At 63.8% G+C, this 13,084-nt stretch carries 13 protein-coding genes; 2 read left to right on the plus strand and 11 right to left on the minus strand.

Annotated features, from left to right (window positions below; genetic code table 11):
• Positions 1 to 3: 3 nt before the first annotated feature.
• From flgK to ACG97_RS08980, 11 genes are all read right to left on the minus strand, one after another.
• Positions 4 to 1,842: a flagellar hook-associated protein FlgK gene (flgK, locus tag ACG97_RS08930; RefSeq protein ID WP_082133707.1), complete on the minus strand. Its 1,839-nt coding sequence runs from the start codon at positions 1,840 to 1,842 to the stop codon at positions 4 to 6.
• A gap of 46 nt (positions 1,843 to 1,888) precedes the next feature.
• Positions 1,889 to 2,794 carry a flagellar assembly peptidoglycan hydrolase FlgJ gene (gene flgJ, locus ACG97_RS08935; protein ID WP_047967012.1) on the minus strand — a complete coding sequence of 302 codons (906 nt, stop codon included), beginning with the start codon at positions 2,792 to 2,794 and terminating at the stop codon, positions 1,889 to 1,891.
• A 116-nt stretch (positions 2,795 to 2,910) separates the two neighbouring features.
• On the minus strand, positions 2,911 to 4,008 hold the full coding sequence (locus ACG97_RS08940; RefSeq protein WP_047967013.1) for a flagellar basal body P-ring protein FlgI: 1,098 nt from the start codon (positions 4,006 to 4,008) through the stop codon (positions 2,911 to 2,913).
• Between the two features lie 10 nt (positions 4,009 to 4,018).
• Positions 4,019 to 4,708: a flagellar basal body L-ring protein FlgH gene (locus ACG97_RS08945; protein WP_047967014.1), complete on the minus strand. Its 690-nt coding sequence runs from the start codon at positions 4,706 to 4,708 to the stop codon at positions 4,019 to 4,021.
• 17 nt (positions 4,709 to 4,725) lie between these two features.
• Complete coding sequence (gene flgG / locus ACG97_RS08950) at positions 4,726 to 5,508, minus strand: flagellar basal-body rod protein FlgG (RefSeq protein ID WP_047967015.1); 783 nt, start codon at positions 5,506 to 5,508, stop codon at positions 4,726 to 4,728.
• A 24-nt stretch (positions 5,509 to 5,532) separates the two neighbouring features.
• A complete protein-coding gene (locus ACG97_RS08955) occupies positions 5,533 to 6,276 on the minus strand; it encodes a flagellar basal body rod protein FlgF (protein ID WP_047967016.1) in 744 nt (247 codons plus the stop codon).
• A gap of 36 nt (positions 6,277 to 6,312) precedes the next feature.
• Positions 6,313 to 7,623, minus strand: coding sequence for a flagellar hook protein FlgE (gene flgE / locus ACG97_RS08960; RefSeq protein WP_047967017.1), 1,311 nt, complete (start codon positions 7,621 to 7,623; stop codon positions 6,313 to 6,315).
• A 32-nt stretch (positions 7,624 to 7,655) separates the two neighbouring features.
• The gene (locus ACG97_RS08965; RefSeq protein WP_047967018.1) at positions 7,656 to 8,327 is read right to left on the minus strand and encodes a flagellar hook assembly protein FlgD; all 672 of its coding nucleotides are present in this window, start codon (positions 8,325 to 8,327) and stop codon (positions 7,656 to 7,658) included.
• Positions 8,328 to 8,343: 16 nt separating this feature from the next.
• The gene (gene flgC / locus ACG97_RS08970; protein ID WP_047967019.1) at positions 8,344 to 8,754 is read right to left on the minus strand and encodes a flagellar basal body rod protein FlgC; all 411 of its coding nucleotides are present in this window, start codon (positions 8,752 to 8,754) and stop codon (positions 8,344 to 8,346) included.
• Positions 8,755 to 8,756: 2 nt separating this feature from the next.
• The gene (gene flgB / locus ACG97_RS08975; RefSeq protein WP_047967020.1) at positions 8,757 to 9,167 is read right to left on the minus strand and encodes a flagellar basal body rod protein FlgB; all 411 of its coding nucleotides are present in this window, start codon (positions 9,165 to 9,167) and stop codon (positions 8,757 to 8,759) included.
• Positions 9,168 to 9,552: 385 nt separating this feature from the next.
• Positions 9,553 to 9,972, minus strand: coding sequence for an OsmC family protein (locus tag ACG97_RS08980; protein ID WP_047967021.1), 420 nt, complete (start codon positions 9,970 to 9,972; stop codon positions 9,553 to 9,555).
• 105 nt (positions 9,973 to 10,077) lie between these two features.
• Here ACG97_RS08980 and tsaD point away from each other — a divergent pair, with 105 nt between their 5' ends.
• On the plus strand, positions 10,078 to 11,103 hold the full coding sequence (gene tsaD, locus ACG97_RS08985) for a tRNA (adenosine(37)-N6)-threonylcarbamoyltransferase complex transferase subunit TsaD (protein WP_047967022.1): 1,026 nt from the start codon (positions 10,078 to 10,080) through the stop codon (positions 11,101 to 11,103).
• A 46-nt stretch (positions 11,104 to 11,149) separates the two neighbouring features.
• Complete coding sequence (locus ACG97_RS08990; RefSeq protein ID WP_047967023.1) at positions 11,150 to 13,051, plus strand: ATP-binding cassette domain-containing protein; 1,902 nt, start codon at positions 11,150 to 11,152, stop codon at positions 13,049 to 13,051.
• Positions 13,052 to 13,084 lie beyond the last annotated feature (33 nt).

Below are 13,084 nucleotides of genomic sequence, written 5' to 3' on the forward strand. Positions count from 1 at the left end.
CTATCAACGCAGGTCCAGCAGCGACTGGAAAATTTCCTGCGCCACCTGGATGACCTTGCTCGATGCCTGGTAGGCCTGCTGATAGCGTATAAGATTCGCCGCTTCCTCGTCGAGATTGACGCCGGAGAACGATTCCCTCTTCAATTTTACTTCCTGCAACGCCGCTTCCTGTGCCGTCAAACTCACCTGTACCACATTGGTACGGCTACCGACATAACTGACGGTCTGGCCATAAAACGACTGCAGGCTGCCGGTGCGCGCGGCGCCGACCGCCGGCAGGAAGGTCGAGGTGGAGTTGGGCGTCGCCGCCATCAGTGGCCGCGTCTGCAAGCGGGCCATCTCCAGCAGGTTGGCGTTGTCCAGCTGCGCCGACTCGCCTGCGGCGCCGGTACGTGGCGTCACCGGGATGGTCTGGTTGGTTGCCGCTTGCCCCTCGAACTTGAAGGCGATGTGCTGGCCGCTGGCGAGGGTGAATTCGTAAACGCCGGCCTGGCTTGCCGACTGCGTCACCGGCACGATGGTGCCGCCAAAGTCCGCCTCGAACGGCGGGGTATTGCCCGGAATATAGTTCAAGGCCAGCGCCGGGGCCGCCGGCAGGGTCGGGTTGGCCGCCGGCGACAGATTGGACACCTGCCAGATTGCCGAGATGGATGGCTTGCCGCCCGGCACCTCGGCCGGGTTGACCGGCACGGCAGCACCAGCCTGGATGCCGGAGGCGACCGCCAGCTGCGATGGCTCCTGCACCGCCACGGCAAAACGGCGCAAGGCGTCACGCATCGCCTTGGCTTCACCGGCCGGCGTGGTCGCGTTCTCTGCGGTGGTACGGAAGGCGGTCAAGTCGGCAAACATCGGGGTACTGGCCGGCAGACCGTTCAGGTCGACACCCAGCGCCTGCTGCCGGTTCATCGCGTCGGAAAACTCAACCGCCATGCGGCCGAGGTCGGCCTGCACGCGGGCCACATCGTAATTCAGCGTGGTCATGGCGCCGGCGATGCTGCCACCGGCGATCAGCTGCGAATTGAGCACCACCGTGTTGTTGGTGCCCGGCAGCTTGATGCCCAGTGACGGCGCTTCCGGATCTTCCGGCTGCGCCGGTGCGCCACGCATCATGGTCATTTCGTAACTGGTCTCGCCGATCACCAGCGGGTGGCCCTGGCCGATGTAGACGCTATACATGCCGTCGGACTGCTCGACCACGTCGGTCTTGATCAGCTTGTTCAGGTCGCGTACCAGCGTATCGCGCTGGTCCAGCAGGTCATTGGGCGCACGGCCCTCACCCTGGTTCAGGGAAATGATCTGCTCGTTGAGGGCGGCGATCTGCCTGGCGTAGGAGTTGACCCCCTCCACCGAGGTATTGATCTGGTTGATCAGGCCGTTACGCACCTCTTCCATGCGCGTATTCATCGACTGGAAACGGCCGGACAGCGACTCGGCCTGGCTGATCACCGACTGCCGCGCAGCGATGGAGGTCGGCTGCTGGCTGAGGGTTTGCAGGCTGGCGTAGAAACCCTGCATCAGGTTGGAGAGGCCGGCATTGCCATCGGTAATCAGGTTGTCGATATCGGAGAGGGCGGTGGCCTGGGTCTGGAAACCACTGCTGGACGCGGTGACATTCTGCAGCTGCTCGTCCATGAAGCCGTCGTACAGCCGCGATACCGCGTACAGGTCGACACCACGGCCGGCATAGCCGTAACCGACAAACTGCGGCGTCGCCGCACTCTGGGAAAGACGCTGGCGGTTGTAGCCATCGGTATTGACGTTGCTGATGTTGTGGCTGGTCACATCCAATGCCGCGCGTGCCGCATTGAGACCACTGATACCGATACTGAAAATACCACTCATGATTCACTCTCCCGTTGTTCTTTATCGGCAGCCAGGTGCCCGAACTTTAGCGTGCCAGCAGGGACTGGGCGACGCCGGCCAGTTTGCGCGCATACGCCGGATCGGTGGCGTAACCGCCCTGCTGCAGCGCCACGGCAAAGCCCTGCGCGTTATCGCCCTGGTTCAGCGCGCGCTGGTAGCGGCTGCTGCCTTCCAGCAGCTTGGCGTAATCGTCGAATGCCGCCTGCAGGCTCGGATAGGAACGGAACGATTCCACCTGCTTTCGCGGCTTGCCGTCGACGTACTCGGTGGTCAGGGTCGCCACCGACTCGCCGCGCCACGAACCACCGGCCTTGATGCCGAACAGGTTGTAGCTCTCGCGACCATCCGGATGGCGGATGCTGCGGCTGCCCCAGCCGCTTTCCAGCGCGGCGTGGCCAACCAGCAATTCCGGCGCCACGCCGAGGCGCTCGGCCGCCTGGCCGGCATGCGGCAACAGGGTGCTGACGAATGCCTGCCGCTCGCTCGGAATCGCCACTGGTGCCGGCGCCGCCGTGGCGGTGCCGGCAGCTTCCGCATACTTGCGGATGGCTTTCGCCGCCGCGGCGGGTAGCGCCGGCAAGGGCAGCATGCCACTACTGGCGGCCGGCGTCGCGGCCTGGTCAATCCGCGCCACGCCCTCGATCTGACGGGCCAGCATGTCGGCCAGCCCGGTACCACCGCCCTGCACCATCGCGTTGACCATCTGCTGGTCGAGCATGCCGCGGTAGGTGCCCAGCTCCGAGGAATCCTCTTCGCCGTCAAAACCGTTGCTGCGCATCGACGCCATCATCTGATTGAGCAGGATGGCCTCGAACTGGCTGGCGACCTGCCGGATCGCTTCCTTCGGATTGCTGCGCGCAAGGGAAGACAAGCGCTCGGTCGCATTGGGATCGATCGCTAATTGATTGCTGGCATCACGGGAAACTTGCATGGCAGGAACGCTAAACAGACACAGATGCCGGATCTACAGCAAGAATCAGGCCAGCAAAAAAGGCGATGCCCGTCAGGGACATCGCCTTGCAACTGGCTTGCGGCCAACCTTGCCGCTCAAATGATCTGCAATTCCGCCTTCAGCGAGCCGGAGGCCTTCATCGCCTGCAGGATGGAGATCAGGTCCTGCGGCGTGGCGCCGACCGAATTCAGGGCGCCGACCACCTCCGACAGCGAGGCACCGCCGGGAATGTTGACCACCTTGCTGCCGTCGGCGCTGACACTGACATCGGCCTTGCGGGTGACCGCCGTCTGGCCGCCGCTCAGCGGCGGTGGCTGGCTCACTGTCGAGGTGCTGTTGACCGTCACCGACAGGTTGCCATGGGCAATCGCGCACGGATCGATGCGTACCGCCTTGTTCATCACGATGGAGCCGGTGCGGGCATTGATGATCACCACGGGGGAAACTTCTGCCGCCTCGACGGCAATATTTTCCAGCCGCGACAGAAACTGGATCCGCGCATTGCTGTCCTGCGGCGCCCGCACTTCGATCTGGCGACCGTCCAGCGCCCGCGCCGTCTGCCCGCCCAACTCGCGATTGATCGCCTGCACCACGCGGTTGGCGGTGGTGAAGTCCGATTCCAGCAACTGCAGCGCCACCATGTCGCCCATGCCCAGCGAGGCCGGCAACTCGCGCTCGACCGTCGCCCCCGCCGGAATGCGGCCAACGCTGAGGTGGTTGATCTGCGTCTTGCTGCCCCCGGCGGCGGCGCCGGCACCGCCGACCACCACATTACCCTGTGCCAGCGCGTAGATCTGGCCGTCGATACCCTTCAGCGGCGACAGCAGCAAGGTGCCGCCACGCAGGCTCTTGGCATCGCCGATCGACGACACCGTGATGTCCAGCGCCTGGCCGCGCCGCGCAAACGGCGGCAGGGTCGCGGTCAGGCTCACCGCGGCCACGTTCTTCGGGTCGATCTTCATCCCCTGCGGGATCTGCACACCGAGCTGGTTCAGCATATTGCCCAGCGACTGGCCGGTGAACGGCGAGGCGCTGGCCTTGTCGCCACTGCCATCGAGGCCGACCACCAGGCCGTAACCGATCAACGGGTTGGAGCGCACCCCGGCCACGCTGGCCAGCTCCTTGATCTTCTGGGCGGCAAACAGCGGACCGGCCAGCAGCGCCAGGCAAACCACCACGACAAAACGCGACATCGCTTATCCCTTAAAACGGCAGCAGTGACAGGAAGATTTTCTGCAGCCAGCCGGTGTCATTATAAGCGCGACTGCGGCCCTGGTTGATCTGCTCGATGCGGGCATCGGCCATCCGCGTCGATTCGACATTGTTGCCCTGCTTGATGTCGCGCGGGTTGATCACCCCGGACAGGCGGATGAATTCATGCTCGCCGTTGATCTTCATCTGCTTCTCGCCGCTGACCAGCAGGTTGCCGTTCGGGTAGACGTCGATCACGGTCACGGTGATGGAGGCATTGAAGGAGCTGCTGTTGGTATTGCTGCTGGAGCCGCTCTCGCTGGCGCTGCCACTGCCGTTCAGGCTGGCACCGCCCAGTTTCTTCTCGATGGCGCCGGGGAAGAACGGCAGCGACACGCCGGCATTGATGCCGCCGTTGATCGAGGAATCGCGCTCGCCCTCGGTCTCTTCCTTGCTGCTGGAGCGGTTGTTCTCGCGGATGGTGACGGTGAGGATGTCGCCGACGCGCACCGGCACCTTGTCCTCGAACAGCGGCTGGTAGCTGGCGGCCTGGAAGATGGAGCCGTCGGCTGGCAGCTGCGCCGGCTGCGGCTGTGGCCGCACCGCCATCGGCTGATGCGTGATCGGCGCCGTCTGTACCGCGCAGGCGGCCAAGAGCAGCGCCGAACACAGCGGCAACACAAGATTCAGCAGGCGCTTCATGGGCTACTCCTTAGACTTTAGAGCTGGGTCAGCTTCTGCAGCATTTCGTCGGCGGTCTTGATCGCGCGCGAGTTGATCTCGTAGGCGCGCTGCGCGGTGATCATGTTGATCAGCTCTTCGGTCACGTTGACGTTGGAACCCTCGACATAGCCCTGCGAAATGGTGCCGCGGCCATCGAGGCCGGGCTGGCCTTCGATCGGGTCACCGGACGCGCCGGTCGCCAGATACAGGTTGCCGCCGATGCTTTCCAGCCCCTGCGGGTTGATGAAGGTGGCGGTGTTGATCTGGAAAGAACCGGTGGCGGTGGTAGCACCGGCATCGAAATACTCCAGCAAGCCTTCGGGCGACAGCGTGATCTTGGTGGCGGTCGCCGGAATGGTGATCGCCGGGTCCAGCGCCAGGCCGGCGGCATTGACCACCAGGCCTTCATTGTTGCGCTTGAACTCGCCGTTGCGGGTGTAGGCGATGGTGCCGTCGGTCTGCTGGATGCGGAAGAAACCGTCGCCGGCGATCGCCATGTCCAGTGACTGCTCGGTGCGGATCATCTCGCCCTGGGTGTGCACCCGCGCGGTGGCCACCGGTGCGGCACCGGTACCGGCGTGCAGGCCGGTCGGCAGTACGTTGCCGTTCGACAGCTGGGCGCCGGGCTGGCGCAGGGTCTGGTAGTACAGGTCTTCAAAAATGGCGTTGGAGCGCTTGAAGCCCTTGGTGTTCACGTTGGCGAGGTTGTTGGACACCACGTCCAGCTTGAACTGGCTGGCATCCATACCGGTCTTGGCCACATACAAGGCACGAATCATGTTGTTATCCTGTTATCGGTTCGTTTAGCCGGTAATCGACAGCAATTCTGTTGCCTGGCGGGCATTCTGCTCCGCCGTCTGCATCAGCTTGATATTGAGATCGTAATGGCGGGAGTGGCTGATCATCTGCACCAGGCTCTCGACCGCATTGACGTTGCTGGCCTCCAGGAAGCCACTCTTCAGCTGCACGTTGGCCGCAGCCGGTGCGTCCTGGCCGTCGTGCAGGCGGAACAGGCCGTCATCGCCCTTGTACACCGCACGCTCCCCCGGATTGACCAGCTTGATGCGGCCCAGCACCTGCACGGTACGGTCGGCACCAACGCTGGGCGAAGCCGACACCGTACCGTCGATGCCGAGGGTGATCCGCGAGCCCGGCGGTACCACGATCTGGCCACCCTCGCCCTGGATCGCCAGCCCGGAACGGGTGCGCATCACGCCTTCGGTGTCGACGATGTAGCCGCCATCGCGGGTGTAGGCCTCGCCGCCACCCGGTGCCTGCACCGCAAAAAAACCCGGCGTTGCCAGCGCGAAATCGCTTTCGTTGCCGGTCAGCTGCAGCGAGCCCTGGCTCATGTCGTGACCGACGGTATTGTCGACCTGGTAGGTACGCGTCGGCGCACCGTCGCCGACCACACGCAGCGCCCGGAAAGACGCCAGATCGGCCTTGAAGCCGTTGGTATGGACGTTGGCAAGGTTGTTGGAAGTGGTCGCCTGTTGCCATGCGACGTGCTTCGCACCATTCATTGCCAGATACAGCACCTTATCCATGAATCCGTCTCTCCGCGCTTAGCATCTCAACCCGCATTAACGCAGGTTGAGCAGGGTCTGCATGATGGTGTCTTGGGTCTTGATGGTCTGCGCGTTGGCCTGGTAGTAGCGCTGCGCAATGATCATGTTCACCAGCTCGGCGGTGGTATCGACGTTGGATTCCTCCAGCGCCGACGGCTTGATGTAACCCATGCCGCCGGAGTTGGGGTCGGCCATGCTGCGGGCACCGGCGTCGCTGCTATACAGCCAGCGGTTGTTGCCGTTAGGCACCAGACCCTGGATGTTGGAGAAGTTGTACAAGGTGATCTGGCCGATCGGCTCGGTCACGCCGTTGGTGTAGTTGGCGTAGATCACGCCGGCGGAGTCGGCACCGATACCGGTGAACTTGCCGGCCGGATAGCCGCCGGCCACCTGACGGGAGACGCTGTAATCGCCGCTGTACTGGGTGCTGTTGGTGAAGTCGATATCGAATGCCGGGTGGGCACTGGCGGCACTGGTATCGGCGGCGATGGTGATGATGTTGTCCGACCACGCGGTCAGCTGACCGGACTGGTCAAACTTGACCTGGGTCGGCGCGCCCGCTACCAGGGTGCCGTCTACCGAGTGGTACACGTCCCAGTTGTTCACGTCCAGCGTCGACGGCGGCACGGTGGCCGGCACCACCGGGTCGGTGGTCGAGGCACGGCGGGCAAAGTACACCGACACGGTATGCACGTTGCCGTAGTTGTCGTAGAACTTGGCACCGCTGGTATAGGAATAGGTGGACGCATCCAGCGGGTCAAACGGTTTGACCGCCGGGTCGATCACCGCGCCGCCGCCGTTCAGGTTAAAGCTCCAGTCGATGCCGCGCTCGCCGGGAGCACCGGTCGCCTTGGCGATGCCACTGTTGATGGTGGACACCTGCAGCGGCTGTTCGGCACCGGTTTTCACGCCGTTGACCATCTGGTAGCCGTTCAGGTAGTAGCCGTTGTTGACGATGTAGCCTTCCTTGTCCAGCTTGAACTCGCCGTTGCGGGAGAACGCCTCGATGCCGCCGTTGCCGGTGTTTTCGCTGGTCAACCGGTAAAAGCCGTTACCGGAAATCGCCATGTCCAGCGGATTGTTGGTGGTGGTGATGTTGCCCTGCTGGAACTGCTGCGACACCGCCAGTACCTGCACCCCGACGCCGGCCTGGGTATTGGTACCCGCCTGGGTCGAGGCAGAGGCCAGCGAGCGGGCGTACAGATCGCCAAACTCGACGCGCGAGCCCTTGAAACCGATGGTGCTGCCGTTGGCAATATTGTTGCCGATCACGTCCAACTGCTTGGACGCTGCGCTCAGACCACTCAAACCTTGCTGGAAACCCATGTTCTATCCCCCGAATGCTTAACCGGAATGTCTTAGATAAGTTGCGTCACGTCGCTCATCGACATCCGCTTGCCGTTTTCCAGCACCAATGAAGAAACGCCCTTGTCGATCGCCACACTGCTGATCTTGACCGGATTCAGGATCTTGGCATCCACCGCCACCGTCCCGTTCACCGCCTTGATCGAGATCGAATACTGGCCGTCCGGCTGCTGCACGCCGGCCGCGTTCTTGCCGTCCCAGCCGACCGTCAGCTGGCCGGCTGTCTGTGCGCCAAGCTTGATCTCGCTGACCACCACGCCGGCGGCGTTCTTGATGGTGACCACCGCGTCGCTGGCCGACTGCGGGAAATCCACCACCGCCTTGGCCGCGCCGCCATTGAGGCTGACTTCGTTGCCGGGGATCAGCGCGTAGCGGCCGATCATCAGCGTCGCCAGCAGCGACTGGCTGGCGGACTGGTTGTCCGACAGCGCCTTGATCGAGGCGTTGACGCTTTCCAGACCGCTGACGGTGCTGATCTGCGCCATCTGGCTGGTCATCTGCGCGTTGTCCATCGGGTTCGACGGATCCTGGGTTTTCAGCTGCGTGGTCAGCAGCTTCAGGAAGCGGTTCTGGATGTCTTCGGCGTTACTGGCCGCCTTGTTGCTGGCGACGTTGAACGACTCATAGTCGATGCCGGTGGCGGTGGCGCTGTTTACGGTTGCCATGCGAGACCTCTAACGGTTACTGGCCAAGCTGCAAGGTTTTTTGCAGCAGGGTCTTTGCGGTATTCATTACTTCGACGCTAGTCTGGTAGGAGCGCGAAGCGGAAATCATGTCGGCCATTTCTTCCACCGGGTTGACGTTGGGCATCTTGATGTAGCCACGCTCGTCGGCCAGCGGATGGCCCGGTTCGTACTTGAGGCGGAACGGCGAGGTGTCCTCGACGATCGAGGTCACCCGCACACCGGCTACCTGCGGCATGTCGGCCGTCACCGGCGTGGCGGTGAACACCGCGTGACGGCCGCGGAACGGCTCGCCGGTGGAACTGGTGGCGCTCTCCGCGTTGGCGATATTGCTGGCCACCAGGTTCAGGCGCATCGACTGCGCCGTCAGCGCCGAGCCGGCAATATTGAAGACATTAGACAGCGACATGGTTATTGCCCACCCTTGATTGCGTCCATCAGCCCGCTGATTCTCCGGTTGAGGAAGGTCAGCGTGGACTGGTATTTCATCGCGTTGTCAGTAAACGCGGCGCGCTCGACATCCATATCGACGGTGTTGCCGTCGAGGCTGGGCTGTACCGCACTGCGATACTGCAGGCCGCCGTCATCGACGCTGGCGTGGCCCTGGGCTGCCAGGTGGCGCTCGTTGCTGGTCGCCAGCGCCAGCCCGCTTTGCGATGCGCGCAGCTGGCCTTGCAACGCTTTGCCGAAATCGAAATCCACCGCCTTGTAGCCTGGCGTATCCGCGTTGGCGATATTGCTGGCAATCACTTCCACCTTCTTGGCACGCAGGCCAAGCGATTGCTGGAAGAAGTTGAGGTGGTCGGAAATCTTGTCGAGCATGATCGGTCGTCCGTTAAGTTGGCATCCTTAAAGCAGGAACTGTGCCAATCAAAAAACAGCCGCCCAGCGCTCAAGTTCCGGTCGCGACGGCCGAAAACTCCCGCCCGATGGCGCATCCGCCGCCGGCAAGGCGGCAAGATTTGCCGCCGCGCGCCGGAAACGGCAACGCCACCGGCAAGGGTGGCGTTGAGCATGGCGATTGCGGCCAAGGTTGGCCGCAAGATTTGGCTTAGAGCGTGTTCACGATATCGCGAGCTAGAGCGAGACAAGGCGAAAACGGCGGAGGAAGCGGTGTTGATCTGGATATAAACCCGCATGCCGAAGCCGTTTTCAACGCGGTATCGCCACCCTTGAGATCAAGCCACAGCAGATCGTGAACAGGCTCTCAGTCGTCGCTGCGGATCTCGAAATCGTGCGTGATGTCGGCCGTCTTGCCGAGCATGATCGAGGCCGAGCAGTACTTCTCCGCCGACAGCTTGATGGCGCGCTCCACCACGTCCGCCTTCAGCTCGCGCCCCACCACCACGAAGTGGAAGTGAATCCTGGTGAACACCTTCGGGTCGCTGTCGGCACGCTCGGCGTCCATCTCCACCCAGCAGTCGCGCACGTCCTGGCGCGACTTCTTCAGGATGTTCAGCACGTCGTAGCTGGTGCAGCCGGCGGTGCCCAGCAGCAGCAGTTCCATCGGCCGCGGGCCGAGATTGCGGCCGCCGCCTTCCGGCGCGCCGTCCATCACCACCGCATGGCCGCTGCCGGTTTCGCCCATGAAACACACGCCATCCACCCACTTCAGTCTTGCTTTCATCTTGCCTTCCCCTTGGATTCAGACCGCAAGCGTATCACTGCCGATTTGGGCGAACAAAGAATCACCGGTAAAATGGAAAGATTGTTTAGTTTTGAAGCCACTCACATGCTCGTATTGGGAATTGAATCGTCTTGCGACGAAACCGGCGTCGCGCTGTACGACACCGAACGCGGCCTGATTGCCGACCAGCTGCACTCGCAGATGGCGATGCACGCCGAATACGGCGGCGTGGTGCCGGAGCTGGCCAGCCGCGACCACATCCGCCGCGTCACGCCGCTGACCCGTGCCTGTCTCGCCGAAGCCGGCAAGACGCTGCAGGACATCGACGCCATCGCCTACACCGAAGGCCCCGGCCTCGGCGGCGCGTTGCTGGTCGGCGCCAGCTTCGCCAATGCGCTGGCGGTGGGACTGAACATCCCGGTGATCAGCGTGCACCACCTCGAAGGCCACCTGCTGTCGCCGCTACTGGCCGATCCGCGGCCGGCATTCCCGTTCCTCGCACTGCTGGTCTCCGGCGGCCACACCCAGATCATGGCCGTGCGTGGCGTCGGCGATTACCAGATCCTCGGTGAGACCGTGGACGATGCCGCCGGCGAAGCCTTCGACAAGACCGCCAAGCTGCTCGGCCTGCCCTACCCCGGCGGCCCGCTGCTGTCGAAACTGGCGGAAGAAGGCGACCCGGCGCGCTTCACCCTGCCGCGCCCGATGCTGCACAGCGACAACCTCGACATGAGCTTCTCCGGCCTGAAAACCGCGGTGCTGATGCTGAAGAAGCAGGTCGAGGCCGAATACGGCAGCATCGATGAACAAACCCGCAAGGACATCTGCCGCGCCTTCCAGGAAGCCATCGTCGACGTGCTGGTCAGCAAGTGCGTGAAGGCGCTGAAACGGTACGGCCTGGAGCGCATCGTGGTCGCCGGCGGCGTCGGCGCCAACAAGCAGCTGCGCGCGGCTCTGGATGCCGCCGCGGCCAAGCGCCGCTTCGGCGTGTTCTACCCGCCGCTGAAGCTGTGCACCGACAACGGCGCAATGATCGCCTTCGCCGGCGCCATGCGCCTGCAGTACGCGCGTACCGCCGGCAGCTTTACCGTGAAGCCGCGCTGGGATCTGTCCACCCTGCCCAAGGCCTGACCCTCACCCGCCGGCCGCCACCAGGCGGCCGCCCTACCGAATCGCTATGATCCAGCTAAAAAACCTGTCCCTGCGCCGCGGCCTGAAAGAACTGCTTGTTGCGGCCAACCTCACCATCAACCCCGGCAACAAGGTCGGCATGACCGGTGCCAACGGCGCCGGCAAGTCCAGCGTCTTCGCGCTGCTGAAGGGCGAACTGCACGCCGAAAGCGGCGAAGTGCTGCTGCCGCCACAGTGGACCATGGCGCACGTGGCGCAGGAAACCCCGGCGCTGCCGCAATCGGCACTCGATTTCGTGCTCGACGGCGATGCCGAGTTGCGCCGCCTGCAGCAAAGGTTGGCCGCCGCCGAAGCCAGTGCCGACGGTAACGCCATCGGCAGCCTGCACGCCGAGCTGGACCGCATCGACGGCTATTCCGCCGCCGCCCGCGCCGGCAAGCTGCTGGCCGGCCTCGGCTTCCCCGTCGAACACCAGAGCCGTGCTGTGTCCACCTTCTCCGGCGGCTGGCGCATGCGTCTGAACCTGGCGCAGGCGCTGATGTGCCGCTCCGACCTGCTGCTGCTGGATGAACCGACCAACCACCTGGACCTGGAAACGGTGCTGTGGCTGGAAGACTGGCTGAAGGCCTACGAAGGCACCCTGATCGTGATCTCGCACGACCGCGACTTCCTCGACAGCGTGGTGACGCACATCGTCGACGTGTCGCAGCAGAAGCTCACCCTCTACACCGGCAACTACAGCCAGTTCGAGGTGATGCGCGCGGAAAAGCTGGCCCAGCAGCAGGGCAACTACGAGAAGCAGCAGCGCCAGGTCGCGCACCTGGAATCGTTCATCACCCGCTTCAAGGCCAAGGCCAGCAAGGCACGCCAGGCGCAGAGCCGCATCAAGGCGCTGGAGAAACTGGAACGCATCGCGCCGGCGCACGTCGATTCGCCGTTCGACTTCCACTTCGACACCCCGGACAACCTGCCCAACCCGCTGCTGAAGCTGGAACGCGCCGATGTCGGCTACGGCGACACCCCCATCCTGCGCCAGCTGTCGCTGTCGGTGGAATCCGGCAGCCGCATCGGCCTGCTCGGCGTCAACGGCGCCGGCAAGTCGACGCTGGTGAAGCTGCTGGCCGGCGAGCTGCAGCCGCTGGCCGGCGAGGTGATCGGCGCCAAGATGCTGCGCATCGGCTACTTCACCCAGCACCAGCTCGACACCTTGCGTTCCGACGAATCGCCGCTGTGGCACATGCAGAAGCTGGCGCCGCAGGCGCGCGAGCTGGAGCTGCGCAGCTTCCTTGGCGGCTTCAACTTCCGCGGCGACACCGTCAACAACCTGGTCGGACCGATGTCCGGCGGCGAAAAGGCACGCCTGGCGCTGGCGCTGCTGGTGTGGCAAAAGCCGAACCTGCTGCTGCTGGACGAACCGACCAACCACCTCGACCTCGACATGCGCCACGCGCTGATGCTGGCGCTGCAGGACTTCGGCGGCGCGCTGATCGTGGTGTCACACGACCGCTCGCTGCTGGAATCCACCACCGACGCCTTCTGGCTGGTGGCCGGCGGCAAGGTGCAGCCATTTGACGGCGATCTGGAAGACTACCGCCAGTGGCGCCTGCAGCAGCAGGCCGACAACGGCAAGGCGCCGGGCAGCGCCGCCAGCGACGGCGTCAACCGCAAGGAGCAGAAGCGGCTGGAAGCCGACGCCCGCAACAAGCTGGCGGCGCAGCGCAAGCCGCTGCAGAACAAGCAGAACAAGCTGGACAAGGACATGGCGACGCTTAACAGCGAAAAGGCCGAGCTGGACGCCTTCCTGCTGCTGGAAGAAGCCTACCAGGAGCACAACAAGGCACGGCTGGCCGCCGCGCTGAAGCGCCAGGGCGAACTCTCCGCCCAGCTGGAGGAAATGGAAATGGCGTGGCTGGAACTGCAGGAAGCGATGGAGGCACTGGAGGGCTGAGCCGCCGGCAACCGCTCTTAAAAATATTGCGGC

It is taken from the genome of Vogesella sp. EB (genome assembly GCF_001037925.1).
GTDB lineage: Bacteria > Pseudomonadota > Gammaproteobacteria > Burkholderiales > Chromobacteriaceae > Vogesella > Vogesella indigofera.